The 25020-nt window shown below is 73.6% G+C and carries 25 protein-coding genes and 1 pseudogene; 12 read left to right on the forward strand and 14 right to left on the reverse strand.

Annotation, left to right across the window (positions count from 1 at the left end):
• Entirely contained in the window at positions 1–2151 is a 2151-nt protein-coding gene (locus tag O7602_RS25310) for an APC family permease (RefSeq protein ID WP_281585106.1), read from the reverse strand.
• A 42-nt stretch (positions 2152–2193) separates the two neighbouring features.
• The gene (locus O7602_RS25315; protein WP_281585107.1) at positions 2194–2889 is read right to left on the reverse strand and encodes an HAD family hydrolase; all 696 of its coding nucleotides are present in this window, start codon (positions 2887–2889) and stop codon (positions 2194–2196) included.
• 53 nt (positions 2890–2942) lie between these two features.
• Here O7602_RS25315 and O7602_RS25320 point away from each other — a divergent pair, with 53 nt between their 5' ends.
• On the forward strand, positions 2943–3899 hold the full coding sequence (locus O7602_RS25320; protein ID WP_281585108.1) for a DMT family transporter: 957 nt from the start codon (positions 2943–2945) through the stop codon (positions 3897–3899).
• 144 nt (positions 3900–4043) lie between these two features.
• On the opposite strand, the gene O7602_RS25325 is transcribed toward O7602_RS25320, so the two are convergent.
• Positions 4044–4577 carry a hypothetical protein gene (locus O7602_RS25325; protein WP_281585109.1) on the reverse strand — a complete coding sequence of 178 codons (534 nt, stop codon included), beginning with the start codon at positions 4575–4577 and terminating at the stop codon, positions 4044–4046.
• 485 nt (positions 4578–5062) lie between these two features.
• Positions 5063–5932 (reverse strand): PhzF family phenazine biosynthesis protein, encoded by an 870-nt coding sequence (locus O7602_RS25330; protein ID WP_281585110.1) that lies wholly within the window; start codon positions 5930–5932, stop codon positions 5063–5065.
• 33 nt (positions 5933–5965) lie between these two features.
• Here O7602_RS25330 and O7602_RS25335 point away from each other — a divergent pair, with 33 nt between their 5' ends.
• The 3 genes from O7602_RS25335 to O7602_RS25345 are packed head-to-tail and all read left to right on the forward strand — an operon-like array spanning position 5966 to position 9019.
• Entirely contained in the window at positions 5966–7246 is a 1281-nt protein-coding gene (locus tag O7602_RS25335) for a CBS domain-containing protein (RefSeq protein ID WP_281585111.1), read from the forward strand.
• Positions 7239–7847: a DUF1003 domain-containing protein gene (locus O7602_RS25340; RefSeq protein ID WP_281585112.1), complete on the forward strand. Its 609-nt coding sequence runs from the start codon at positions 7239–7241 to the stop codon at positions 7845–7847. Before O7602_RS25335 ends, O7602_RS25340 begins: the two co-directional genes overlap by 8 nt.
• Positions 7848–7873: 26 nt before the next feature.
• On the forward strand, positions 7874–9019 hold the full coding sequence (locus O7602_RS25345) for an Mrp/NBP35 family ATP-binding protein (protein WP_281585113.1): 1146 nt from the start codon (positions 7874–7876) through the stop codon (positions 9017–9019).
• A 177-nt stretch (positions 9020–9196) separates the two neighbouring features.
• Here O7602_RS25345 and O7602_RS25350 read toward each other — a convergent pair whose 3' ends face one another.
• Both O7602_RS25350 and O7602_RS25355 read right to left on the reverse strand, forming a co-directional pair.
• A complete protein-coding gene (locus tag O7602_RS25350; RefSeq protein WP_281585114.1) occupies positions 9197–9649 on the reverse strand; it encodes a preprotein translocase subunit TatB in 453 nt (150 codons plus the stop codon).
• A gap of 72 nt (positions 9650–9721) precedes the next feature.
• Positions 9722–11029 (reverse strand): trypsin-like peptidase domain-containing protein, encoded by a 1308-nt coding sequence (locus tag O7602_RS25355; protein ID WP_281585115.1) that lies wholly within the window; start codon positions 11027–11029, stop codon positions 9722–9724.
• Between the two features lie 293 nt (positions 11030–11322).
• Between O7602_RS25355 and O7602_RS25360 the strand changes: the two genes are divergently transcribed.
• Positions 11323–11895, forward strand: a complete 573-nt coding sequence (locus tag O7602_RS25360; protein ID WP_281585116.1) for an O-methyltransferase — start codon at positions 11323–11325, stop codon at positions 11893–11895.
• Positions 11896–11925: 30 nt separating this feature from the next.
• Here the strand turns inward: O7602_RS25360 and O7602_RS25365 are convergent, their stop codons facing one another.
• Both O7602_RS25365 and O7602_RS25370 read right to left on the reverse strand, forming a co-directional pair.
• Positions 11926–13437, reverse strand: a complete 1512-nt coding sequence (locus O7602_RS25365; protein ID WP_281585117.1) for a leucyl aminopeptidase family protein — start codon at positions 13435–13437, stop codon at positions 11926–11928.
• 145 nt (positions 13438–13582) lie between these two features.
• Positions 13583–13750: a DUF3117 domain-containing protein gene (locus O7602_RS25370; protein ID WP_013283866.1), complete on the reverse strand. Its 168-nt coding sequence runs from the start codon at positions 13748–13750 to the stop codon at positions 13583–13585.
• 192 nt (positions 13751–13942) lie between these two features.
• Between O7602_RS25370 and O7602_RS25375 the strand changes: the two genes are divergently transcribed.
• A complete protein-coding gene (locus O7602_RS25375) occupies positions 13943–14761 on the forward strand; it encodes a PaaX family transcriptional regulator C-terminal domain-containing protein (protein ID WP_281585118.1) in 819 nt (272 codons plus the stop codon).
• Positions 14762–14765: 4 nt separating this feature from the next.
• Positions 14766–15557: an enoyl-CoA hydratase-related protein gene (locus O7602_RS25380; protein WP_281585119.1), complete on the forward strand. Its 792-nt coding sequence runs from the start codon at positions 14766–14768 to the stop codon at positions 15555–15557.
• On the opposite strand, the gene O7602_RS25385 is transcribed toward O7602_RS25380, so the two are convergent.
• The 4 genes from O7602_RS25385 to O7602_RS25400 are packed head-to-tail and all read right to left on the reverse strand — an operon-like array spanning position 15554 to position 17934.
• Positions 15554–16177 carry a hypothetical protein gene (locus tag O7602_RS25385; protein WP_281585120.1) on the reverse strand — a complete coding sequence of 208 codons (624 nt, stop codon included), beginning with the start codon at positions 16175–16177 and terminating at the stop codon, positions 15554–15556. The genes O7602_RS25380 and O7602_RS25385 overlap by 4 nt on opposite strands.
• Before the next feature lie 25 nt (positions 16178–16202).
• The gene (locus tag O7602_RS25390; RefSeq protein WP_281585121.1) at positions 16203–16787 is read right to left on the reverse strand and encodes a DNA-3-methyladenine glycosylase I; all 585 of its coding nucleotides are present in this window, start codon (positions 16785–16787) and stop codon (positions 16203–16205) included.
• A gap of 44 nt (positions 16788–16831) precedes the next feature.
• A complete protein-coding gene (locus O7602_RS25395; RefSeq protein ID WP_281585122.1) occupies positions 16832–17329 on the reverse strand; it encodes an SRPBCC family protein in 498 nt (165 codons plus the stop codon).
• Entirely contained in the window at positions 17326–17934 is a 609-nt protein-coding gene (locus tag O7602_RS25400) for a DivIVA domain-containing protein (protein WP_281585123.1), read from the reverse strand. Before O7602_RS25400 ends, O7602_RS25395 begins: the two co-directional genes overlap by 4 nt.
• Positions 17935–18113: 179 nt before the next feature.
• On the opposite strand from O7602_RS25400, the gene folP reads away from it, so the two are divergent.
• On the forward strand, positions 18114–18983 hold the full coding sequence (folP, locus tag O7602_RS25405) for a dihydropteroate synthase (RefSeq protein WP_281585124.1): 870 nt from the start codon (positions 18114–18116) through the stop codon (positions 18981–18983).
• 131 nt (positions 18984–19114) lie between these two features.
• Positions 19115–20007 (forward strand): annotated as a pseudogene (locus tag O7602_RS25410) (IS5 family transposase).
• Between the two features lie 25 nt (positions 20008–20032).
• On the opposite strand, the gene O7602_RS25415 reads toward O7602_RS25410, so the two are convergent.
• Positions 20033–20410, reverse strand: coding sequence for an NADH-quinone oxidoreductase subunit A (locus O7602_RS25415; protein ID WP_281585125.1), 378 nt, complete (start codon positions 20408–20410; stop codon positions 20033–20035).
• 124 nt (positions 20411–20534) lie between these two features.
• On the opposite strand from O7602_RS25415, the gene O7602_RS25420 reads away from it, so the two are divergent.
• The 3 genes from O7602_RS25420 to O7602_RS25430 all read left to right on the forward strand — a co-directional run bounded on the left by O7602_RS25420 (position 20535) and on the right by O7602_RS25430 (position 24267).
• Entirely contained in the window at positions 20535–21191 is a 657-nt protein-coding gene (locus tag O7602_RS25420) for a hypothetical protein (RefSeq protein ID WP_281585126.1), read from the forward strand.
• Between the two features lie 201 nt (positions 21192–21392).
• Positions 21393–23240, forward strand: coding sequence for a 2-oxoacid:acceptor oxidoreductase subunit alpha (locus O7602_RS25425; protein ID WP_281585127.1), 1848 nt, complete (start codon positions 21393–21395; stop codon positions 23238–23240).
• Positions 23233–24267, forward strand: a complete 1035-nt coding sequence (locus O7602_RS25430) for a 2-oxoacid:ferredoxin oxidoreductase subunit beta (protein ID WP_281585128.1) — start codon at positions 23233–23235, stop codon at positions 24265–24267. The genes O7602_RS25425 and O7602_RS25430 overlap by 8 nt, the downstream gene beginning before the upstream one ends.
• A gap of 73 nt (positions 24268–24340) precedes the next feature.
• Here O7602_RS25430 and O7602_RS25435 read toward each other — a convergent pair whose 3' ends face one another.
• Positions 24341–24988: an NAD(P)H-dependent oxidoreductase gene (locus O7602_RS25435; protein ID WP_281585129.1), complete on the reverse strand. Its 648-nt coding sequence runs from the start codon at positions 24986–24988 to the stop codon at positions 24341–24343.
• Positions 24989–25020: the final 32 nt, after the last annotated feature.

Raw genomic sequence — 25020 nt, forward strand, 5'->3', positions numbered from 1 at the left:
TCACCGCGCGACGTGCACCGGGACGCTGGTGACCACCACACCGGGCAGCGCCCGCAACGCGGCCCGCAGCCGCTGCTCGGCCCGGCTGTGCAGCAGCCGGTGCCGACGGCGGCGCAGCACCACCTCCGGCACGATCACGGTGAGCGTCAGCTCCGGGCGGGCGGCGTGCAGCGCCTCCAGATAGTGCGCCAGCGGCCCGATCACCGAACGGTACGGCGACACGATCGTCTCCAGCCGCAGGTGGTCGCCCCAGGCCCGCCACTGCTCCCGGAACCGGTCCGCCTCGGCGTCCTCCGGCGCGATGTGCACCGCCAGCGCCGGCCGGCCCAGTGACGCCGCGTACGCCAGGGCACGCAGCGACGCCCGGTTGAGCCGGGCCACCGGCACGACCACCAGGTGGCGTACCTGCTGGGGCAGTTCCTCGCCCTCGATGGGCCCGGCGGGGCCGGGCGGCGGCGCGGGCGGCGGATGCAGCGCGAGCGCGCGGTGCAGCGTGGCGTAGTGCCGGTGGATCCGCCGGAACAGCAGCACCAGCAGCGGCACCGCGACCACCACCACCCAGGCGCCCTCGGTGAACTTGGCGACCGCGGCCGTCAGCAGCACCAACCCGGAGAGCGTCGCGCCGACCGCGTTCACCACGAGCCGGCGGCGCCAGCCGCGCCCCCGCCGGCGCCGCCAGTGCACCACCATCCCGGTCTGCGACAACGTGAAGGCGAGGAAGACACCTACCGCGTAGAGCGGGATCAGCCGCTCGGTGTGCCCGCCGAACGCGACGAAGACCGACGCGGCGGCGAGCGCCAGCGCGACCAGGCCGTTGCTGAACGCCAGCCGGTCGCCCATGTGCAGGAAACGGCGCGGCGCGTGGCCGTCCCGGGCCATGAAGAACAGCAGCCGGGGGAAGTCGTTGAACGCGGTGTTCGCCGCCAGCAGCAGGATCAGCGCGGTGGTGGCCTGGAGGATCGCGTACCACGGGCCGGTCGGGAAGGTGACCCGACCGAGCTGGGACAGCACGGTCTCGTCCGCCCGGGGCACCAGGCCGTCGAGGTGGATCAGCCCGACCAGGCCGGCGAAGAGCGTGACGAGCGTGACGAGCATCCAACCCAACGTGGTACGCGCGTTGCGCCACTCCGTCGGGCGGAACGCCGGCACCGCGTTGGAGACCGCCTCGATGCCGGTCATCGACACCGCGCCGGAGGAGAACGCGCGCAGCACCAGCAGCAACCCCAACCCCTCCGCGGCGGGCACCGCCGGCGGTGGCGTCGGCGCGAACCCCCGCGCCGCGGCCTTCGCGTAGCCGACCGCAAGCACCGCGAGAACCACCGCCACGAAGGCGTACGTGGGCAGCACGAAGATGTTGCCGGCGGTGCGTACGCCACGCAGGTTGCCGGCGAGCAGCCCGACGATCACCAGCACCCCGAGCGGCACCGCCCACCGGGTGATCCCGGGCACCGCCGAGGTGACCGCGTGCACGCCGGCGGCCACCGACACCGACACGGTCAGCACGTAGTCGAGCATCAGCCCGGCTGCGGCGGCCAGTCCCGGCGTACGCCCCAGGTTGTCCCCGGCGACGAGGTACGACCCGGCGCCGTGCGGGTAGGCCGGGATGGTCTGCCGGTAGGAGAGCCCCACCCCGACCATCAGCACCGCCAGCAGGGCGGCCAGCGGCAGGGCGAGCCCCAGCGCGGCGCCGCCGGCAAGCACCAGCACGGCGAGCATCGCCTCCGGCCCGTACGCCACGGAGCTGAGCAGGTCCGACGAGAGCACCGGCAGCGCGACCAGCTTGCGCATCCGCTCGTAGAGGACGGAGCTGCTGGCAAGCGGCGGGCCGACAACTGCCCGGCGCAGTCGGGCGGCCACCCGGCCGGCCCGGCCGCCGGGCAGGTACGCCGGCCCGGTGGCGACCAGTTCGTCCGGCTCCGCCACGGTGAACAGGTCGATCGGGGTCAGCCGGCCGAACCGGGTCGGCCGGGGACGGTGGTCGTGTCGACCCAGCGTCGGGTCGACGGGCAGATCATCCGGGCGGCGAGGGCCGCGCCAGCGCGCGCCGATCCGGCCGAGCGCGGCCCGTTCCTCGGCGTCCAGCGGCGGGAACTCGGCCGACGGCGTGACGACGGTCCCCCGCTCCTCCGCGTCGTCCCGGCCCGCCTCCACCCTCCGCACTTTCGTGCAGACCGACCCGTCCGGTGAGCGGAATCAGTCGACGGTGACCGGATCGAGCAGGTCGAGCACACCGGTGAGTGAGGTCAGCGCCGGCCCGTCCCATCCGTGGTCGGCGTTGAAGACCAGATGATCGGTGAGGTCCGCGGCGGCCAGCCGGACGGCGCGCAGGCCCACCCGCTGCGCGCCGGTGAGTTCCTGGCTGCCGCCGTCCCCCACGTAGAGGCAGTCGGCCGGGGCACGGCCGAGCCGGTGACAGGCGGTCAGGAAGAGCGCCGGATCCGGCTTGCAGACGCCGACCCGCACCGAGAAGACCCGGGTGTCGAGCAGCGGCGCGACGGCGAGCTGCGGCAGGAATGCCGGCAGCTCGTGCGTGCAGTCGCTGACCAGCCCGGTCCGTACGCCCCGGCGGCGCAACGCGGCCAGCACGGGCACCGCCTCCGCGCGCAACCGGGTGTCGGCCCGCACCGCCCGGTGGCGGGCGGCGACGGCGGCCCGCACCGCGGCGTCCGAGGGGCGTACGCCGACCTGGGCGCAGACCCACCGCATGGTCGACTCGGCGTCGCCGAAGAACCCGCTGGCGCGTTCGTAGTAGCTGCCGTTGAGCACCTCGACCAGCGCCTCGGTCGAGCAGCCGAGCTGCTCCGCGACGGCGCGGTGGGCGTCGCCGCGCCGGACGCCGTGGGTGAGCGTGCCGAAGAAGTCGAACAGGACCGCGTGGAACCTGGGCATGGGGAGATGCCTCCGGTCGTCGAGCGGATCGCCGGAACGCGCATGATCGTAACGTGCCCATCACTCCCGGTCGCCCCCCGCTCGACGCGCTGACCCTCGGCGCGCTCGCGCTCGCGGTCGCCGCCATCTCGTCCTCCGCGCCGCTCGTGGCGTTCGCCGCCGCACCCGCCCTGGCCATCGCCTTCTGGCGCAACGTGCTGTCGGTGGCGGTGCTCGGTCCGGTCGCGGTGACCCGCCGACGGGCCGAACTCCGCGCGCTCACCGTCGGGCCGGGTCGCCGGGAGGGGCTCTACTGCGTACTCTCCGGGGTCGCACTGGCCGCCCACTTCGCCACGTGGATGCCGAGCGCGAAGCTCACCTCGGTCGCCGCCGCGACCGCGCTGGGCGCGACGCAGCCGGTGTGGCAGGGCCTGATCGCCCGCGGGCAGGGGCGGCGGCTGCCCGCCGCGGTCTGGGCCGGCATCGCGGTGGCGGTGCTCGGCGCGGCGCTCGCCACCGGCGCCGACGTCGCGGTCTCCGGCCGCGCGTTCGCCGGTGACCTGTTGGCCGTGGTCGGCGGCGTGTTCGCCGCCGTCTACACCGCGTTCGGTGAACGCGCCCGGGCCAGCGTCAGCACGATCACCTACACCACCGTCTGCTACGGCGTCTGCGCGGTGCTCCTGCTTGTCGTCTGCCTGATCGGCGGGGTGCGGTTGCACGGCTACGACGGCGGGACCTGGTTGGCCATCCTGGGCATGGTGGCCGGTGCCCAACTGCTCGGCCACTCGATGTTCAACTACGCGCTGCACCGGGTCTCCGCGACCACGGTCAGCGTGCTGATCCTGCTGGAGGCGCCGGGCGCGGCCCTGATCGGCTGGGTCTGGCTGGGCCAGTTGCCCCGGCCGCTCGCCCTGCCGGGGCTGGCGCTGCTGCTGGCCGGCGTCGCTGTGGTCGTGCTCGGCGGTGCGCGCGCCGGGCACCGCCCCGAGCCGGCCGCCGTGCCCGCCGACACCGCGCCGCCGCGCGGCTGACCGCCACGCCGCCGCGCCGCCACCGAACCGACCGCCACGCCGACACCCCACCGGCCGGCACCCGACCGGCCGCCGCGCCGGCACCCGACCGGCCGGCACCCGACCGGCCGCCGCGCCACCAGGCGGGCCGCGACCTCGCAGCGGTCAGCGGCGGCGGACCCGGTGCAGGCGGAACGGCTTGCGGACGGCCCGGACCACAGGCGCCGGCCGGGGCTGCTCGGCAAGCGCGCCGGCCGGCAGGTCGGCGCCGGTCACCGCCGTGCCGGCCGGGGTCAGCCGGCTGAGCGCGCAACCCTCGGCCGCCCACCGTGCCACCAGGTCGACGGCGGAACCGGAGGCGTTCAGCCGCTTCGCCGCGACAAGCGGCGCGGTGGTGTCCCACTCCTCGGTGCCGGGCCGCAGCCGGGTCACCCGGGCCGACCAGGAGACGATCCGGCCGCCGTGGTCGCCGCGCAACGTCACCTCGGCCGCGTCGCTGTCGGCCAGCCCGGGCGCGGCCTGTTCGCCGGGGCCGGTCACCACAAGCAGCGAGCCGTCCAGCGGCAGGCACCACAGCGCGTACGCCGGGCCGTCACCGACGCTGGCCCAGCACACCGCGGCCTTCTTCACCGCCTCGTCCACAAGCGCCGGCGTCACCCGCTCGTCCACCTCGTCGCTCACCCGCCCATCCTCCCGCATCCCCCGCGACGACGCGCGCGGCTCGCCTCCGCGTCGACGGCCCGACCCGCCGTTCCCCACTCCCCCGGCAACCCGGCACGCCCTCACCGTCCCGTCCCGCCCACGGCCGGCACGCCCACGGCCGGCACGCCCTCACCGTCCCGTCCACGGCCCGTCCACGGCCGAGCCCGGTCGACCCCGAAGCCCACGGCCCGCACGGCCTCGGGGAGTGCGACGACACGCCCGCTCAGCGCCTTTCGAGCTGATAGCAGAAACGACTCAGCCGAGTCGCTGACATCGCGCCGTCGACGACCGAGCCGCGCGAGAGCACCAACGACTCAGCTCGAAAGGCGCTGACGACCGAACCAGCGCCCAGCCGGCCGGAAGCGCAACAGGCCCAAGAGAGACGACCAGACCAGCGCCCAACCGACCGAAAGCGCAACAGGCCCAAGAGAGCGGCCCGGGCGGACGAACAGTCAGGCGCGAGGGCGGCGGACGGGAGCGGCTCAGCCGATGAAGGGCGGGACGGCGATCTCGCCGCGGGCCACCGGCATCACCTGCCCGGAGACGGTCGCGCCGACCGCCGAGCCGCCGGCCGCGGTCACGGTGCAGAACAGCGACGACGGCCGGTTGATCTCGATGCCCTGGCGCACCGCGTACGGCGTCCGGCCCTCGCCGGGCAGCAGCCCGCTGGCGACCAACCAGACGCCCAGGCCCAGGGCGGCCGAGCCGGTGGCGGGGTCCTCCGGCACGCCCAGCCCGGGCACGAAGACCCGGGCGTGCGCGGTCTGCGAGTCGGCGTCCCAGGAGAAGAGGCTGACGTGCTCCACGCCGTACCGCTCGGCCGCCACCGCGTTCAGCCTGGCCCGGGCCACCGCGTCCGGGCGTACCGGAAGGTAGGGGAATTCCAGGCCGCAGCCGGCGACGCGCGGCGGCGGGCCGGCGTGGTCGGCCGCGGTGAGGCCGGCGATCTCCAGCAGCGGCTCCGGGTCGAGTTCGGGGCCGAGCGTCGGCGAACCCCCGGTCAGCGTCGCGCTGGTCGCGGTCACCTCGATGGGCAGCACGCCGGCGCCGCACTCCTGGGTGACCCTGCCCACACCGAACACGCCGCGCCGGCTCGCGGTGACCGCGGCGCCGACGCTCGGATGCCCCGCGAACGGCAACTCGGCGGTCGGGGTGAAGATCCGGGCCCGGTACGTCGCGCCGGCCTGCGTGGGCACCAGCACGAAGACCGTCTCGGACAGGTTGAACTCCAGCGCGAGCGCCTGCATCTGCTCGGTGGCGAGCCCTTCCGCGCCGAACACCACGGCCAGCGGGTTGCCGGCGAACGGGCGGTCGGTGAAGACGTCCACGATCTCGTAGGCCAAGGTCGACATGTTGTTAGAGAGTAGGCCCTTAGGCTGGTGCCCGTGAGCACGCCGAACCGGGTCTACATCGCTCGACTCGCCGGAGTCGCCGTCTTCGACCCGAACGGCGACCAGGTCGGCCGGGTCCGGGACGCGGTCGCCCGGATCCGTGCGACCCAGCGACCGCCGGAGGTGGTGGGGTTGGTCGCCGAGATGCCGATGCGGCGACGCATCTTCCTCTCCATCAACCGGATCACCTCGATCGACCCGGACGCCGTGGTGCTCGGCAGCGGCACCCTCAACTTGCGCCGCTTCGAGAAGCGTCCGAACGAGTTGCTGGTCCTCCAGGAACTGCTCGACCGGCGGGTCCATCTCGACACCGGGCCGGCCGGCTCGGTGGTGGACGTGGCCATGGAGTGCAGCCGCGGCGGCGAGTGGGCGTTGACCCGGGTCGCCGTCCGCGAGCAGACCAACCGGCTCACCCGCCGCGGCCACCTGCACCAGGTCGAGTGGGACCGGGTCCACGGTCTCGGCGCGGTGGGCGACAACCGGGGTACGGCCAACCTGCTCGCCGTGCTTGAGGACATGCGCCCGGCCGACCTGGCCAACGCCCTCCAGGACCTGCCGGACGCCCGGCGCAACGAGGTGGCCGCCGCGCTTGACGACGAACGCCTGGCCGACGTGCTGAGTGAGCTGCCCGAGCGCGACCAGGTGGAGATCCTGGCCGCGCTGGACCGGGAACGGGCCGCCGACGTGCTGGAGGAGATGGACCCGGACGACGCCGCCGACCTGCTCAACGAGCTGCCCCCGCCGGAGCAGGACGTGCTGCTCGACCTGATGGAGCCGGACGAGGCCGACCCGGTACGCCAACTGCTGCGCTACGCCTCCGGCACCGCCGGCAGCGTGATGACCTCCGAGCCGGTGATCCTGCCGCCGGACGCGACCGTGGCCGAGGCCCTGGCCCGGATCCGGGAGCCGCAACTTCCGCCCGCCGTGGCCGCGCAGGTCTTCGTGACCCGCGCCCCGCTGACCACGCCGACCGGGCGCTACCTGGGTATGGTGCACTTCCAGCGGTTGCTCCGCGAGCCCCCGGCCGACCTGCTCGGCGGGATCGTGCTCAACGACATCGACCCGCTCCGCACGTCGACCCCGCTTACCGAGATCACCCGCCGGATGGCCACCTACGACATGGTGGGCATGCCTGTGGTGGACCGGAACAACCGGCTGGTCGGCGCGGTGACCGTGGACGACGTGCTTGATCATTCCCTGCCGCGCGACTGGCGGGACCGGGACGCGGCGCCGACCCCGTCCGCCACCGACGACGGGATCGTGGACGATGACTGAGCAGCGACGCGGCGAGCGGCTGGACCAGCCGCGCGCCCCCCGGGGCCTCCACCTGCCCCGGATCGACGCGGATTCGTTCGGCCGCTGGGCCGAGGGCATCGCCCGGGGGATGGGCACGGCCAACTTCCTCGTCTACATGACCCTGATCCTCGCCGCCTGGTTCCTGTGGAACACGCTGGCCCCGGCGCACCTGCGCTTCGACCCGTACACCTTCACGTTTCTGACGCTTGTGCTCTCCCTCCAGGCTTCCTACGCGGCCCCGCTGATCCTGCTCGCGCAGAACCGGCAGGCGGACCGGGACCGGGTCTCGCTCGACGAGGACCGGCGGCGGGCCACCATGCAGAAGGCGGACACGGAATACCTGGCCCGGGAGATCGCGGCGCTGCGGATCGCGATGGGGGACGTGGCGACCCGTGACTTCCTCCGTTCGGAGCTGGCCCGGCTGGCCGAGGAGCTGGACGAGGCGGCGGAGCGGCGGCGCAAGCTGGAGCAGCGGCGGCAGGAACGGGAGGCCCGGCGACCGGCCGGCGGCGACCCGCTCGACGAGCCCCGCGACGAGCTCGACGGTGACTACGCCCACGACGGTCGCTACGAGAGCTGAGCCGGCACCGACGTAGCATTACGGGCATGTCAGCACCCGTCAGCACCATCTCCGACGCGATCCAGGCCGCGCTGGCCACCGTCAACGACCCGGAGATCCGTCGGCCGATCACCGAGCTCGGCATGGTCCGCTCCGCCGAGCGGGACGACGACGGCGTGGTCCGGGTGGAGCTGCTGCTCACCGTGGCCGGCTGCCCGCTGAAGGACAAGCTCCGCAGCGACATCACCGCCGCCGTCGGCGCGGTGCCCGGCGTCAGCCGCGTCGAGATCATCTTCGACGTGATGAGCCCGGAGCAGCGCCAGGAATTGCAGTCGAAGCTGCGCGGCGGCGGCACCGCCGAGCCGGTGATCCCGTTCGCCCAGCCCGGCTCCCGGACCCGCGTCTACGCGGTGGCCAGCGGCAAGGGCGGCGTCGGCAAGTCGAGCGTCACGGTCAACCTGGCCGCCGCGCTGGCCGCCCGCGGCCTGTCGGTCGGTGTGGTGGACGCCGACATCTACGGCCACTCGGTGCCCCGGATGCTCGGCGCCGAGGGCGCGCCGACCCGCGTCGAAGACATGATCATGCCGCCGCAGTCGCACGGCGTGAAGGTCATCTCGATCGGCATGTTCACCCCCGGCAACGCGGCGGTCGTCTGGCGCGGCCCGATGCTGCACCGGGCGTTGCAGCAGTTCCTGGCCGACGTCTACTGGGGCGACCTGGACGTCCTCCTGCTCGACCTGCCCCCGGGCACCGGCGACATCGCGATCTCGGTGGCCCAGCTGCTGCCGAACGCGGAGATCCTGGTCGTCACCACCCCGCAGACGGCCGCCGCCGAGGTGGCCGAGCGGGCCGGCGCCATCTCGCTGCAGACCCACCAGCGGGTGGTCGGTGTGATCGAGAACATGTCCTGGCTGGAGCTGCCGGACGGCTCCCGGATGGAGGTCTTCGGCGCCGGTGGCGGCGCGACGGTGGCCGAGTCGCTGACCCGGACCATCGGCGCCCAGGTGCCGGTGCTGGGGCAGATCCCGATGGACACCCGGGTCCGTGAGGGCGGCGACGCGGGCCAGCCGATCGTGCTGGCCCAGCCGGACGCGCCGGCCGCGAAGGCCATGTTCGAGATCGCCGACCGGCTCGCGGTCCGCCGCGAGTCGCTGCTCGGCAAGCCTCTAGGCCTCAAGCCCACCACCCGCTAGACCCGGTCCCCGCTCCCCCGCCACCGCCCCTTCCCGGTCCACCGGGGAGGGGCGGTACGCGTCTCTCCCCCTCCGCGTCGATCATGAAGTTGGCGGTCGCCGGATCGGGGTGTCGCGCCGTCAACTTCATGATCACGCGCCACCGCCCCGAGTGGGGTGGGGTGGGGTGGGGGTGGGTCAGGTGGCGTCGTCGTAGGAGGGGCGGGGGGCGGGCGGGGTGTGGGTGGGGGCGGCGGGGGTGGAGGCGGGGGTGGCCGGGGTGGTCACCGCGGGGCGGGGGGCGGGGGTGCGCAGATCGGCCGCCCTGGCCACGTCCTTCAGCTCGTCGTGCACGCCGGTGACGTCGGAGCGCAGGTTGTCGTACATGCTCTGGAGCGGCTTCCGGATCGCCTGCTCGTCGTCCTCGCTGAGCAGGTGCTTGCGGATGAACGCCTTGGGGTGCAGGTCCTCCAGCTGAATGTCGGTGCCCAGCTCACGGCTCAGGTCGCCGGTGGCGTTACGCGCCATGTTCCGCAGGTTGCGGACCATCCGGAGGCCGTCGCTGATCACATTGGGAAGCCGGTCCCCGAAGATCAGCAACGCCAGGAGCAGCAGGACGCCGACCTCCCACATGTTCAGGTTCTCGAACACTCCGGCCTCCTCGTCCGTGTCAGGGCAAGACTACGCACGTGAGGGGACCTCCGGGGAGGGGGTGACCGGTCCTCACTTCGCGTCCGCGGCGAGCGTCACCGACGCGTTCTGCCGGGACGACCCGCGCCGGTACTCCACCGTCACCACCGAGCCCGGCGCGTACTTGCGCACCAGCGCCACCAGGTCGGTCGGGTCGGTCATCGGATGGCCGTCCAGCCGGAGCACCACGTCCCCGGTCCGCATCCCCGCCGCCGCCGCCGGCCCGGCCGGCTCGACGGCGTTGAGGCGGACCCCGCCGCCGGTGGCGCCGGTGCCGCCGACCGAGGCGCCGATCACCGTACGCCGGGCCTTGCCGGTGCCGATGATTTCCTCGGTGACCCGTTTTGCCTGGTTGATCGGGATGGCGAAGGCGAGACCGATGTTGCCGGCCTCCTGCCCGTCGGCCACCAGCGATTTGATCGTCGAGTTCACGCCGACCACCCGGCCGCCGCCGTCCACGAGTGGGCCGCCGGAGTTGCCGTGGTTGACCGCGGCGTCGGTCTGGATCGCCGCGTAGTAGCGGGTCGGGCCGCCCGGCTCGCCCGCCTGCATGGTGCGGTCCAGCGCGCTGACGATGCCCGCGGTGACGGTGTTCGCGAGCGACAGCGGCGAGCCCATGGCGAGCACCGGATCGCCCACCGCGAGCGCGTCCGAGTCGCCGAACTGCACCGGCGTCAGTCCGCTGCGGGTCACCTTGATGACCGCGATGTCCGACTCCGGGTCCTGCCCGACCACGGTGCCGGCGGCGGTGCTGCCGTCGTTGAACAGCACCGTGGCCTTGCCCGGGCCGTCCGCGACCACGTGGTCGTTGGTGATGATGTGCCCGTCGGTGCTCACCACGAAGCCGGAGCCCTCGCTGGTCCCGCCGAAACTGGCCACCCGGATGGTGACCACGCTGGGCAGCACCCGCTCGGCGACCCCGGCCAGTGACTCGGGTTTGCGCTGGGCGAGCGCCGGGGCCTGGCCGGTCTGCGCGCCGAGCGTCGGCACGTCCCCGCCGCGCAGGAACGCGTAGGTCAGGGCGCTGCCGAGCGAACCGGCAAGCAGCGCGGAGATCAACGAGATCAGCACCACCTGGCGCAGCCCCGGCCGGGTCGGCTGGTCCGGATCGGTGACCGGCTCCGGCTCACCGGACCCGGCGGGCGCGGCAGCCGGCACCACCACCGCCGCGGGCGCGTACGGATCCCGCCACGGGTCGGCCAGCGCGTCGGACCACCAGGGCGACGTCGTACCGCCCCCGGCGCCCTGCGGCGGCTGCCCGGGTGACGGGCCTCCCCCCGGCGCCCCGGCCCCGCCGGGCTGGCGCCAGTCCCAGCCGTCGGTCACGTCCGTGCCTCCCACTTCGTCCCGCGCGTCCCACGCCGGACGCCGGCGGAGCCGGACGACCGAGACGCGCGGGACCCATCCAGGATTGCACGAACGGCACGGGTGGAGTCAGGGGTTGCCCCCCCGTGATCGTCCGACGGCCGACTCGCGGCTGCGCGGGTACCGGCCCGGCTCTACGCTCACAGTGCCCACCCGACCCCTCGCACCAGCCCCGCACCCGGAGGTGTCCCATCGCCACGGTCGCCGGTCACGGCAGTTCGACGGCCCAGGCGCTGCAGTTCGCCGAGTCGTACGTCACCGAGGACATCGTGCTGCGCACGGCCCGCGCCCTCGCCCACGAGGTGGGCGTGGAGGCGGTGACGCCCGGCGCCGGCGCCGCGCTGCGACTGCTCGCCGCCGCCGGCAACGCCCGCGCGGTGGTCGAGATCGGCACCGGCACCGGGGTCAGTGGCGTCTGGTTGCTGCGGGGCATGCGCCCCGACGGCGTGCTCACCACGATCGACGTGGAGGTCGAATACCAGCGCATCGCCCGGCGGCTGTTCCAGGAGGCGGGCGTCCCGTCGGGGCGTACCCGGATCATCACGGGCCGGGCGCTCGACGTGCTGCCGCGCCTCGCGGACGGCGTCTACGACCTGGTCTTCGCGGACGCGGCGGCGACCGGCTTCGCGGCGTACGTGGACGCCGCGCTGCGGCTGCTGCGCCCCGGCGGGGTGCTCGCGCTCAACGGCGCGCTGGCCGCCGGCCGGATCGGCGATCCGGCCGCCCGGGACGTGGAGACGGTCACCGTGCGGGAGACCATCAAGGCCATCCGCGAGTCGGAGCACTGGGTGCCCGCGCTGCTGCCGGTCGGCCACGGCCTGCTCGCCGCCGTGAAAAGCTGAGGCCAGCCCGGCGTTCCCTGAACGCCGGAATCAGCCCAGCGTCGCCAGCCAGCGCAGCAAACCGCGTACGCCCCAGCCGGTGGCGCCCTTGACCAGCTCGCCGTGCACGTCGTCGGACCACGACGGGGCGGACATGTCCAGGTGCGCCCAGCGGCCCCGCAGGTCGCCGGTGAACTCGCGGAGGAAGAGCGCCGCCACCACCGAGCCGGCGCCCCGAGCCGGGGAGCTGTGCAGGTCGGCGATGTCGCTGGCGAGATATTCCAGGTAGTCGTCGGTCAGCGGCATCCGCCAGGCGCCCTCGCCGGCCGCATTGATCGCGGCCAGCAGGTCGGTGGCCAGGTCGTCGTCGTCGCTGTAGAGCGCCGCGTGCCGCTTCCCCAGGGCAACCGCGTTCGCCCCGGTCAGCGTGGCCAGGTCGACGAGCAGGTCGGGCTTCAGCTCCCGGACCGCGTACGCCAGTGCGTCGGCCAGCACCAGCCGCCCCTCGGCGTCGGAGTTGGTGCTCTCGCTCGTCAGCCCGCCGTAGTGCCGGATGACGTCGCCCGGCCGGAAGGCGGAGCCGCTGACCATGTTCTCGGCGAGCGGGGCGAGCGTGGTGACCCGTACCGGCAGGCGCAGCTCGGCCGCGCCGAGCGTCGCGGCGAGCACCGCGGCGGCGCCGGCCATGTCCTTGCGCATCAGCTTCATCGCCGGCACCGGCTTGATCGAGATCCCGCCGGTGTCGAACGTGATGCCCTTGCCCACCAGCACCACGTGGGTGCGCGCGTCGGCCGGCCGCCAGTCCAGCTCGACCAGGCGCGGGCTCCGCGCGGACCCGGCGCCGACGGCCAGGATGCCGCCGAAGCCCTCCGCCGCCAGTTCCTCCGGGCCGCGGACCCGCAGGTGCAGGTCGGGCCGCCCGGACGCGGCGGCGGCCACCTGGTCGGCCAACCACTCCGGGTGCTTCGTCGAGGACGGGGTGTTGGTGAGGTCCCGGGCCAGCCGGGTCATCTCGGCGGTGGCCCGGGCGGCGGCCAGCGTGTCGGCGAGCGCGTCCGGATCGGCCACCAGCACGTCGACCCGGGCCAGGGCGGCGGGCCGGGCGCCGGTCTCGGTGAGGCGGAAGCGGTAGGAGCCGAGCAGCAGCCCCTCGGCCAGTCCGCGCAGCGCCGCCTCGACCCGGCCGGACGGCGCCGCCTCGACCCGGCCGGACGGCGCCGCCTCGACCCGCTCGGGCAGCGCGATGGTGATCTGCGTCTCATCCTTCGCGGCGCGGGCCAGCGCGGCCCCCGCGGACCGCCAGTCCCGCTCGTCGCCGTCGCCGACACCGAGCAGCCAGAGGCGGCTCGGGGCGCCGCCGGGACGCAGGTGCTCGCGTATCTCACCGGCGGCGCCGGTGTGGCGGGCGACCGGCAGCAGCGCGGCCACCTCGGCCCGGATGTCGTCGCCGGGCGTGGTCGCGGTCGGCACCACCTCGGGCGGGGCGTCCGGGGCACCGGGACGAACGGGCAGGACGAGGGCGTCGGGTCCCGTGGACCCGCTCACCAGACGAATGGCCAGCACGCTGGAACGTACCTCCGAAAATGCTTCAAGGCGGACAGGTTGCCACTCACCGGCCGATGAAGGCCCTGAGCCACCGGCCAAGCCGGTGGCTCAGGGTAGGACGAACCGCCCGCACGACCGGAGGTCGTGCGGATTGCTCCTCGAATCAGCCGGCGGCCGCCTTCAGCGCGTCACCCAGTGCGGTGGCCTCGTCGGGAGTCATCTCGACGACGAGCCGGCCACCACCCTCCAGCGGGACCCGCATGACGATGCCCCGGCCCTCCTTGGTGACTTCCAGCGGACCGTCGCCCGTCCGCGGCTTCATCGCCGCCATGTTGTCTCCCCTCAGACCTACACCAGGGTCGGTGGGTTGCCCCACAGCCACATTCGCCAATCGCCAGCCGCAACCGTCGCGGAGGCGTCAACAAACGATTTTCCCTGATGAACACCGCCGGACCCAAACCGAAGCAGTATTGATGTAACAGCACCTAGCTTATCTTGGATAGGCCTGTCACAATGTGCGGTCATGCAGGCACGGTCGGCACTCTTCGACCTCTACGGCGACCACCTCCGCGCCAGGGGTGGCCGCGCGCCCGTCGCTGCCCTGGTCAAGCTGCTGGCACCGCTCGGGATAGCCCCACCGGCCGTGCGCACCGCGGTCTCCCGGATGGTGCGCCAGGGCTGGCTGGAACCGCTGCGGCTCGCCTCCGGACCCGGGTATTCGATCACCCCGAAAGCGGGTCGTCGACTGGACGAGGCGGCCTCCCGGATCTACCGGACCGGCCGGCACAGTTGGGACGGACGGTTCGATCTCATCGTCCTCACGGCGCCCCCGTCGCGCCGGGACCGGCAGCGGCTCGCCGCCAACCTCAGCTTCCTCGGGTACGGCACCCTCGACGACTGCACCTGGGTGGCCACCCGTCCGGGTGAGGACGTCGACCTGCTGCTCGCCGAGGCGGGTGTGCGCTTCGAGCGGTTCACCGCCGCGCACGCCGCCGGCACCCCCGGCGCCATGGGCGTGGTCCGTCGCGCCTGGGACCTGGCCGAGATCGGCCGGGCGTACGAGCGCTTCGTCGCCGAACAGAAACCGCTGCTGCACGGCGTCACGGTACGCAGCGGCGACGAGGAGGCGTACGCGGCCCGGTTCCGACTCGTGCACGCGTGGCGTACGTTCCTGTTCCGGGACCCGCAGCTCCCACCGGCGCTGCTCCCCGAGCGCTGGCCGGGCACCAGCGCGGCCGGGTTCTTCGACCGGCACGCGGCCCGGCTCCGGCCCGCCGCCGACCGGTACGTCGAGCAGTGCCTCGACGCCGGCAACCGCCTCGCCCGACAGAAGGGTCGTTAGACACGTGACCGAGCCGCTGCTCGTCGACCGCACCGACGCCGTCGTCACCCTGACGTTGAACCGCCCGACGGCGATGAACTCGCTCGACGTGGCGCTCAAGGAGGCGCTCCGGGACACCCTGGCCGAGTTGGAGACCGACCGCTCCTGCCGGGCCGTGGTGCTGGCCGGCGCGGGCGGTTCGTTCAGCGCCGGGCAGGACCTGCGGGAGCACGTGCAGACGCTGGAGTCGGCGGACACCGACCCGCTCGGCACCGTCCGGGCGCACTACAACCCGATCGCCGCCCGGCTGGCCAACCTGCCCAAGCCGGTGGTCGCGGCGGTACGCGGAATGGCCGCCGGCGCGGGCGCCTCGCTGGCGTTCCTGGCCGACTTCCGCATCGGCGGCCCGAAGACCCGGTTCCTGATGGCGTTCGCCGGCGTCGGGCTCGCCGCCGACACCGGCGCCTCCTGGACGCTGCCCCGCCTCGTCGGCCACGCCAAGGCGGTCGAGCTGCTCATGCTCGCCGAACCGGTGGGTGCCGAGGACGCCTGCCGGCTTGGCCTGCTCACCCGGCTGGTGGACGACGACGAGCAGGTGCTCCCGTCGGCGCAGGAACTGGCCACCCGGCTCGCCGCCGGCCCGACCGTCGCCTACGGGGCGATCAAGCGCCAGCTCTCCGTCGCCGACGCGGGCACCCTGGCCGACGCGCTTGCCGCCGAGGCGCAGGCGCAGGCGATCTGCGGGGCCACCGCCGACCACCGGGCCGCGACGATGGCCTTCGTCGGCAAGCGGAAGCCGGTCTTCGAGGGCCGCTAGTCGTCCTCCTCCGGGTCCTGGTTGGCCTCGGCGCCGAGCACGAACGCCTGCATGGCCAACTCGTCGCCGGCGGGCGAGACGAACGCGGGCAGCTCGCGCGGCCCCAACTCCTGCACGTACGACCAGAAGATCCGGACCGCCTCCGCCCGCGAGGCCGCCTCGATCGGCAGGTCCAGGCTGACCAGCCAGGTGCGCCGGGCCGGCGGCGGGCCGATCCGGTCGGCCAACGCCCGCCACCGCGCCGGGTCGAGCGCGGCCACCGGCCCGTCGGGGGCCGGGCCGTCGACCGCCACCGGCTCGTCGAGCGCCCGTCGGGTGTACGTCACCACGAACGCCCCGCCCGTCGCGTCGGACTGCGGGTCGTCCGGATCCTCCCGGCCCCCGGTGCCGGGCCGGGCGACCCGGCCGAGCGCCACCAGCCGCAACGGCGCCTCGATCAGCACCGCCACCCGGTCACCGGGGCGGGGCCGGCCCGCCCCCGGCAGCCCGGTCAGCTCCAGCACGTCGTGGTGCACCAGCCGCTCGGCCTGGTAGCGCTCGGCGGGCAGCAGCACCGCCCAGGCGCCCGCCGTGGGGTCACCGTCGGTCGTCCCGCTCGTCCGCGGCTCGGTGTCGGTCATGCCCCAATCCCATCACGCCGCGTCGTCACACCCCGGCCCGGTCACCGCTGGAGTGGCAGCCGGCGAGGTGGTCGTCGACCATGCCGGTGGCCTGCATCAGCGCGTACGCCGTGGTCGGGCCGACGAAGCGGAAGCCCCGCTTCTTGAGCGCCTTGGCCATCGCGGTGGACTCCGGGGTGAGCGCCGGCACCTCGGCGAAGGACCGGGGGCGCGTCGGCCGGGGCGGAGGCGCGAACGACCAGAGCAGCGCGGAGAGGCCCTCGGGCAGCTCCAGCGCGGCGCGGGCGTTGGCGATGGCCGCCTCGACCTTGGCCCGGTTGCGGACGATCCCGACGTCGGCCAGCAGCCGCGCCACCTCCGCCTCGCCGTAGTCGGCCACCTTCTCGATCCGGAACCCGTCGAACGCGAGCCGGAACGCCTGCCGCTTGCGCAGGATGGTCAGCCAGGACAGGCCGGACTGGAACGCCTCCAGCGTGAGCCGCTCGTAGAGCGCGTCGTCGCCGCGCAGCGGCCGGCCCCACTCCTCGTCGTGGTAGACGGCATAGTCGATGGTGCTCGCTCCCCAGGCGCAGCGGGGCAGGCCGTCGGCACCGGTCACCAGGTCAGTCACGCCGTACACCGTAGGTCAGGGCACCGACAGGCTGGATTGCCAGCTCAGGGCAGGCGGCCCTGCTCGACCAACCGGGCGAACCGCTTCAACGCCTGGGTCAGGCTGACCTTCGGGCCGGGCCAGAGCAGCGGCCAGGCGACCCGGCCGGCCGCACCGCCCGGCAGGTGGAACCACTCGTGCCACACCACCTGGGTTCGGCCCCGCTCCATCGGGGTGCACCGCAGCACGCCCGGCCCGCGCAGCAGCTTGCCGCAGTGGACGACGCCGACCTCGTACGGCGCGTCGACCCGGACCACACGCATCTCGTCGCGCAGCGCGGCCGGACCGAGCGCGGTGACCGCCTCGACCAGGCTCCCCTCGCCGCCGTCCCCCTCGACCACCCGGACCGTGGTGAAGGGGATCCAGTCCGACTGCCGTTCCCACGCCGTCAGGGCGGCGAAGACCCGCTCGGCCGGCGCGTCGACGATCACCGTGGCGGTGACCTCGGCGGCACCCGGCTGGGCCGCCTCGGTGAAGCCGGCGGAGCCCTCCGCGCCGGTCACGCCGACTCCGAGCGGAGCGGCGCCCCGCGTTCCCGGTCGTCGGCGTCGGTCGTGCGCACGCTCTCACCGGCCGGCGCCGGTGCGGCCCCGGTCGCGGGGGAGGTGGTGTCCTCCACCGCGGCGGCGGCCGGCGCCTCCGCCACGCCCGCCTCGGCGGTGGCCGGTGACTCGGGCGCCGACAGGTCGATGACCACCGGCCCGGTGCTCGACGGATCGGCGTCCGACGGATCGGCTTCGAGGCTCGTCGCGGCGGCCTCCTCGCGAGCCTGGCGCAGCGCGTCGGCGTCCTCGGTCCGCCCCTCCCGCAGCGCGGTGTTCTCGGCCTCCAGCACGCCGATCAGCTCGGACTTGTAGCCGATGTCGTAGGCGGCCCGCCGAAGCGCCGCGTCGACCTGGGCCATCCGGTATCCGCGCAGCGCGGTGTCGAACCGGACCCCGGTCACGTCCGACTCGCCGAGCGGGCGCGCGCCCGGCAGCGGCACCGACCGCCCGTCCGGCTCGGCCGGCACCAAGCCCGGATCCCGTCCGGAGACCAGCACCGTCACTCCGAACACCACAGCCGCGACGGTCAGCGCGACGACCAAGAGGAGCAGAACCTGACCCATGCAGAGATCGTGGCATGCGGGCCGCAATCGGGCGAGCCCTCCGGAGCCTCCGGTCCGGAACGAAGTGGCGAAAAACGCGAAGATCTTGGGACGAAAGTTCCCCCGGAGGGGCAGTTTCGTACCAAGATCTCGGAGCGTCGCCGTGTCGAGGGGCGCGTGGGTACGAGGGAGGGACGGGTATGGCGGGGAGCTTGCGGCTCGGCGGGCGGACCTTCACGCCGGGTGAGCTGGTGGTGATGGCGATCGTGAACCGTACGCCGGACTCGTTCTTCGACCGGGGCGCCACCTTCGCCCGGGACAGCGCGTTGCGGGCGGTCGAGCGGGCGGTGACCGAGGGCGCGGAGATCATCGACATCGGCGGGGTGAAGGCCGGACCGGGCGACGAGGTCGACGTGACCGAGGAGATCCGCCGGACGGTGGACACCATCGCCGCGGTCCGGTCCGCCTTTCCGGAGGTGGTCGTCTCGATCGACACCTGGCGGGCGGAGGTGGCGGTGGAGGCCGTCGCGGCCGGCGCGGACCTGCTCAACGACACCTGGTCGGGGGCGGACCCGGCGCTGGCCGAGGTCGCCGCGGCGACCGGCGCCGGGCTGGTCTGCTCGCACGCCGGCGGGCTGGCGCCGCGGACCCGGCCGCACCGGGCGGCCTTCGACGACGTGGTGGCCGACGTGGTCACCACGGTCACCGGGCTGGCGGACCGCGCGGCCGGGCTGGGGGTACGCCGGGACGGCATCCTGATCGACCCGGCGCACGACTTCGGCAAGAACACCCGGCACTCACTGGAGATCACCCGGCGGCTGGCCGAGCTGGCCGACACCGGCTGGCCGCTGCTGGTGGCGCTGTCGAACAAGGACTTCATCGGCGAGACGCTCGACCTGCCGGTGGCCGAGCGGTTGGAGGGGACGCTCGCCGCCACCGCGATCTCGGCCTGGCTCGGCGCCCGGGTGTTCCGCGCCCACCAGGTCCGCGAGACCCGGCGGGTGCTGGACATGGTGGCGTCGATCCGGGGGGACCGGCCGCCGGCTGCGACCCGTCGCGGGCTCGCCTAGGGCCTGTGTCGAAGTCGGTGCCCGGGGCTTGAGTTGTTGGGTGAGGGTCTTGGCGTGTCGGTGTTCGAGATGTAGCGAGGTCTCCGGTATCTGGTTCAGCGACCAAGCAGAACCCGAACACCGGAGACCTCGTGGACAGCCTAGCGGTGACGAGGCGGCATGACCTGACCGACGCACAGTGGGCGGCGCTGGAGCCGTTGCTGCCTGCGGGGCGTCGGCCAGGTCGGCCGTCGACATGGACGAAACGGCAGCTCATTGATGGGATTCGGTGGCGGGTACGGGTTGGCGCCCCGTGGCGGGACGTCCCGCAGTGTTACGGGTCCTGGGCGGCGGTGTACGCGCTGTTCCGGCGTTGGCAGCGCGATGGGACCTGGGCGAAGATCCTGACCGTGTTGCAGGCCCTGGCTGACGGGGGTGGACGCGTCGTGTGGGACGTGTCGGTGGACTCGACGGTCGCTCGGGCGCATCAGCACGCTGCGGGGGCGCGTAAAAGGGGGATCTGCAGGTCGAGCCGCCGGGCGGGGTCACGGTCGAACCGGACGACCACGCGCTCGGTCGCTCGCGCGGTGGGCTGACCACGAAGGTGCACCTGGCATGTGAGCAGGGGCAGAAGCCGCTGTCGATCGTGTTGACCGCCGGGCAGCGCGGGGACAGCCCGCAGTTCATCCCGGTGCTCGACGGGATCCGGGTGCCCCGCCTCGGCGGTGGCCGGCCCCGGACCCGCCCGGACCGGGTCCTGGCCGACAAGGCGTACACGTCGAAGGCCAACCGCCGCTACCTGCGTCGACGTGGGATCGCCGCGACGATCCCGTCGAAGGCCGACCAGGACGCGAACCGGCGTAAGAAGGGGTCCAAGGGCGGCCGGCCACCGGCCTTCGACCCCCAGCGGTACCGGCAGCGTCACGCCGTGGAGTGCGGCATCAACCGCCTCAAACGCCACCGCGCCGTGGCCACCCGCTTCGACAAACTCGCCGTCCGCTACGAGGCCACCGTGCACATCGCCGCGATCAACGAGTGGCTGTGACCGACTTCGACACAGTCCCTAGGTCTCACGTCCAGCGCAGGACGCCACGCCGCCAGGCGTAGAGGATGCCGAGCGCGACGATCGCCACGAAGACGCCCATCTCCACCACCGTGGTCGCGCCGAACCCGGGGCGGTCGAAGACGAGTGCCCACGGGAACAGGAAGACCGCCTCCACCGCGAACAGGACGTAGAGGTAGGCATAGACGTAGTAGCGGATCTGCATCTGGGCCCAGTCGCCGCCGACCGGGTCGAGCCCGCACTCGTACGGGGCCCGCTTGCCCCACGGCTCGGCCGGACGGGCCGGACGTAACACCCGGTTCGCGGAGAACGCCGTGACGAAGAAGAGCACGGCGGCGAGCAACAGCAGACCGAGCGTGGCGTACGAGCCGAGATATCCGGTCACGACCGGAGCGTACCGGTCCCGTCGAGGCGTCTCGAACACGTTACGAATTTGTTTCCTGGCGGGACTGGTGCCGGATGGCAACTGTGACCGAATAATGAGACCTCGTCACCGCCCCGGAGGTCAGATGACCCGCGCCCGCGCGCCCCGCCGTACCCTCGCGCTGTTCGCGCCCGCGCTGGTCGCCGCAGCCGCAGCGGTCGTCGCGGTGGCACCGGGATGGGCCGCGGCCACCCCCGCGCCGCCGGCCGGGGTGGTCCGGGCGGCCGGCCCGGACGTGCCCGGCGACCCGGGCGGCGATCCCGGCGGCGAGCCGACCGAGCCGACGCCCACCGAGGCGGCGACGACCACCACGGCGCCGGCGCCGCCGACCGAGGAGGCCCCGACACCCACCACGCCCGCGGCGCCGGCCGCCACCACGGCACCGCCGACGACGACGGCACCGGCCCCGCCGACGACGACGCCGACCACCACCGCGCCGACCACCACCGCCCCGGCGCAACCACCGGTCGTGCCGCCCGTGCAGCCCCCGCCGCCAACCCAGCCCCAGCCGGCCGCCGGACCGCTGGGGGCGCAGGTCAGCACGGACCCCGCCCCGACCGCATCGCAGGGCATGCGCGCCGTGGCCGGGCGGTCCGGCGGACCCGGTACGCCGGCGCGCCGGATCGCGATCGTCCTGATCGTCATGTCGGGGCTGCTCGTCGTGTTCGCGCTGACACTCGCCACCCGATCGCTGCGGCGCCGCAGCGACATCACCGTGGCGGACCCCACCGCGGACCGCTGACACCCCCCTAAATCTTGGTGAGTTGGATTACGGGGTGGGGTACTAAAGCCCGCAAAGCGGGGCATACACCTGCGCAAACGAGTCCCACACGTCGGACCTCCACCAAGGCCGCCCTAACCGTCCGACGTAGGCTCTGACGTGAGAAACGGAGCGGGCCGTGCCGGTGTGGGCGACGGCGCTCAGCGAAGCGAGGTGCGTGGAGTGACCAAGCAGATCCGTCAGCTGGACCGGGTGGTCATCCGGTTCGCCGGTGACTCCGGCGACGGCATGCAGCTCACCGGCGACCGGTTCACCTCGGAGACGGCGCAGTTGGGCAACGACATCTCCACGTTGCCCAACTTCCCGGCCGAGATCCGCGCCCCCGCCGGCACGCTGCCCGGCGTGTCGAGCTTCCAGGTGCACTTCGCCGACTACGACATCCTGACCCCGGGCGACGCCCCGAACGTGCTGGTGGCGATGAACCCGGCGGCGCTCAAGGCCAACCTGGCCGACCTGCCGCGCGGGGCGGACATCATCGTCAACACCGACGAGTTCACCCGGCGCAACCTGGCCAAGGTCGGCTATGCGAGCAGCCCGCTCGACGACGACTCGCTCGACGGCTACGCGGTGCACCCGGTCGCGCTCACCTCGATGACGATCGGCGCGCTGGCCGAGCACGACGTGTCCAAGAAGGATGCCGAGCGGGCCAAGAACATGTTCGCGCTCGGGCTGCTGAGCTGGATGTACTCCCGCCCGTACGCCTCGACGCTGCGGTTCCTGGAGCGCAAGTTCGCCGCCCGGCCGGAGCTGGTGGCGGCGAACGTGGCCGCGTTCCGGGCCGGGTGGAACTTCGGCGAGACCACCGAGGACTTCTCCGTCCGGTACGAGGTCAAGCCGGCCCGGATGCTGGCCGGCACCTACCGCAACATCACCGGCAACGCGGCGCTGTCGCTGGGCCTGGTGGCCGCCGGGGTGCGCTCCGGGCTGCCGGTGTTCCTCGGCGCGTACCCGATCACGCCGGCCTCGGACATCCTGCACGAGCTGAGCAAGCACAAGAAGTTCGGCGTGGTCACCATGCAGGCCGAGGACGAGATCGCGGCGGTAGGCGCGGCCCTCGGCGCCTCGTACGGCGGCTCGCTCGGCGTCACCACCACGAGCGGCCCGGGCGTGGCCCTGAAGAGCGAGACGATCTCCCTGGCGGTGGCGCTGGAGCTGCCGCTGGTCATCGTCGACGTGCAGCGCGCCGGGCCGTCCACCGGCATGCCCACGAAGACCGAGCAGGCCGACCTGAACATGGCCCTGTACGGGCGGCACGGCGAGGCGCCGGTCGCGGTGATCGCGCCGAAGTCCCCGTCGGACTGCTTCCACGCGGCGCTGGAGGCGGCCCGGATCGCGCTCACCTACCGCACCCCGGTCATCCTGCTGTCGGACAACTACGTGGCGAACGGCTCCGAGCCGTGGCTGCTGCCGGACGTGGAGTCGCTGCCCGACCTGCGGGTCGAGTTCGCCACCCGCCCCAACGGCGAGGACGGCACCACGTTCCTGCCCTACCTGCGCGACCCGCAGACCCTGGCCCGTCCGTGGGCGGTGCCCGGCACCCCCGGGCTGGAGCACCGGATCGGCGGCCTGGAGAAGGCCGACAAGACCGGCGACATCTCGTACGACCCGACGAACCACGACTTCATGGTGCGGACCCGGGCGGCCCGGATCGAGACCATTCCGGTGCCGGACGTCGAGGTGGAGGATCCGGACGGCGACGCCCGGGTGCTGGTGCTCGGTTGGGGCTCGACGTACGGCCCGATCGGCGCCGCCTGCCGGGGCCTGCGCCAGCGCGGGTTCCCGGTGGCCCAGGCGCACCTGCGGCACCTGGCCCCGATGCCGGCCAACCTCGGCGAGGTGCTGCGCGCCTACGACAAGGTGGTCATTCCCGAGATGAACCTCGGCCAGCTCGCCCACGTGATCCGGGCCCGATACCTGGTCGACGCGATCGGCTACAACCAGGTCCGCGGCCTGCCGTTCACCGCCGCCGAGCTGGAGACGATGCTGGAAGAGGTCCTGAAGAATGTCTGAGCCCGTCGCCCTGAAGCTCACCGCGAAGGACTTCAAGTCCGACCAGGAGGTGCGCTGGTGCCCCGGCTGCGGTGACTACGCCATCCTGGCCGCCGTGCAGGGCTTCATGCCGGAGCTGAACATCCCCCGGGAGAACACCGTCTTCATCTCGGGCATCGGCTGCTCGTCCCGCTTCCCGTACTACATGAACACGTACGGCATGCACTCGATCCACGGCCGTGCCCCGGCGATCGCGACCGGCCTGTCGGTGTCCCGGCCGGACCTGTCGGTGTGGGTGGTCACCGGTGACGGCGACGCGCTCTCGATCGGCGGCAACCACCTGATCCACGCGCTGCGCCGCAACGTCAACCTGAAGATCCTGCTGTTCAACAACCGGATCTACGGGCTGACCAAGGGACAATACTCACCGACCTCGGAGGTCGGGAAGATCACCAAGTCGACGCCGCTCGGCTCGGCGGACGCGCCGTTCAACCCGCTGTCGCTGGCGCTCGGCGCCGAGGCCACGTTCGTGGCCCGGACCCTCGACTCGGACCGCAAGCACCTCCAGTCGGTGCTGCGGGCCGCCGCCGAGCACCAGGGCTCCGCGTTCGTGGAGATCTACCAGAACTGCAACATCTTCAACGACGGCGCGTTCGAGCCGCTGAAGGAGCCGGCCACCCGGGACGACTTCCTGATCCGGTTGGAGCACGGGCAGCCGATCACGTTCGGCGCAGGCGGGCAGTTCTGCGTCGTCCACCCGCCGGGCGGCTTCGGGCTTGAGGTCCGGGAGACCGCGGTCACCCCGGCGGAGGAGATCGTCGTGCACGACGCCACGGTCGCCGACCCGGCGTACGCCTTCGCGCTGTCCCGGCTGCCCGGGCTCGACCTGCGTAACACGCCGATGGGGGTGTTCCGGTCGGTGCGCCGCCCCTCCTACGACAGCGTGGTGCAGGAGCAGGTCGCGTCGGCCCGGGCCGGCGTCGACCAGGCCCCGGAGGAGCAACTCTCGGCGTTGCTCGCCGGCGGCGACACCTGGACGATCCTCTGAGTCACCGCTGATCCGCACGGAAGGGCGGGCCGTTCCCCTCGGAACGGCCCGCCCTTCTCGGCGTCAACGCGGCTCAGGCGACCGCCGCGGCCGGCACCCACAGCTCGTCGATGGCCCGCTCGGCGGCGGCGAGGCTCGCCTCGTACAGCGGGATCAGCTCGGCCATCGCCGGGTTGACCGGGGCGAGAGTCAGCTCGGCCGAGATGAAGCGCGGTTCGAGGCCGGTACGCGACAGTCCGTGCGGGAGCCAGGGCTCGGCGTGGTCCCAGCCCGCCCGCGGGGTGCCCGCGCCGTAACCGCCGCCCCGGGTGCCGAACACGATGAGCTGGCGACCGCCGAGCAGCCCGGCCCCGGTGTCCGGGTCGAGCGCGATGCCGGGCGCGATCAGGTGGTCGACCCACGCCTTCACGCTGCTCGGCGGACCGAAGTTGTAGAGCGGCAGGCCGAGCAGGACGGTGTCGGCCGCCTTCACCTCGGCCACCAGCTCCTCGCTGAGCCGCCACGACTCGCGCTGCGCCGGAGTGTGCTGGTCGGGCGGCACCGCCCGGGCGAGGCCGCCGGCGGCGTCGAGGTGCGGCAGCGGGTCCCGGCCGAGGTCCCGGTAGGTGACCGTGCCGTCCGGGTGGGCGGCGTGCCAGGCGTCCGCCGCGCGGGCGGTGAGACGGCGGCTGACCGACCGCTCCCCGGTGATGCTCGAGTCGATGTGCAACAGGTGTGCCATTGCTGCTCCTCCGCAGATCGTTTGTGTAGCGC

This window comes from Micromonospora sp. WMMD1128, from assembly GCF_027497235.1.
Taxonomy (GTDB): Bacteria; Actinomycetota; Actinomycetes; order Mycobacteriales; family Micromonosporaceae; genus Micromonospora.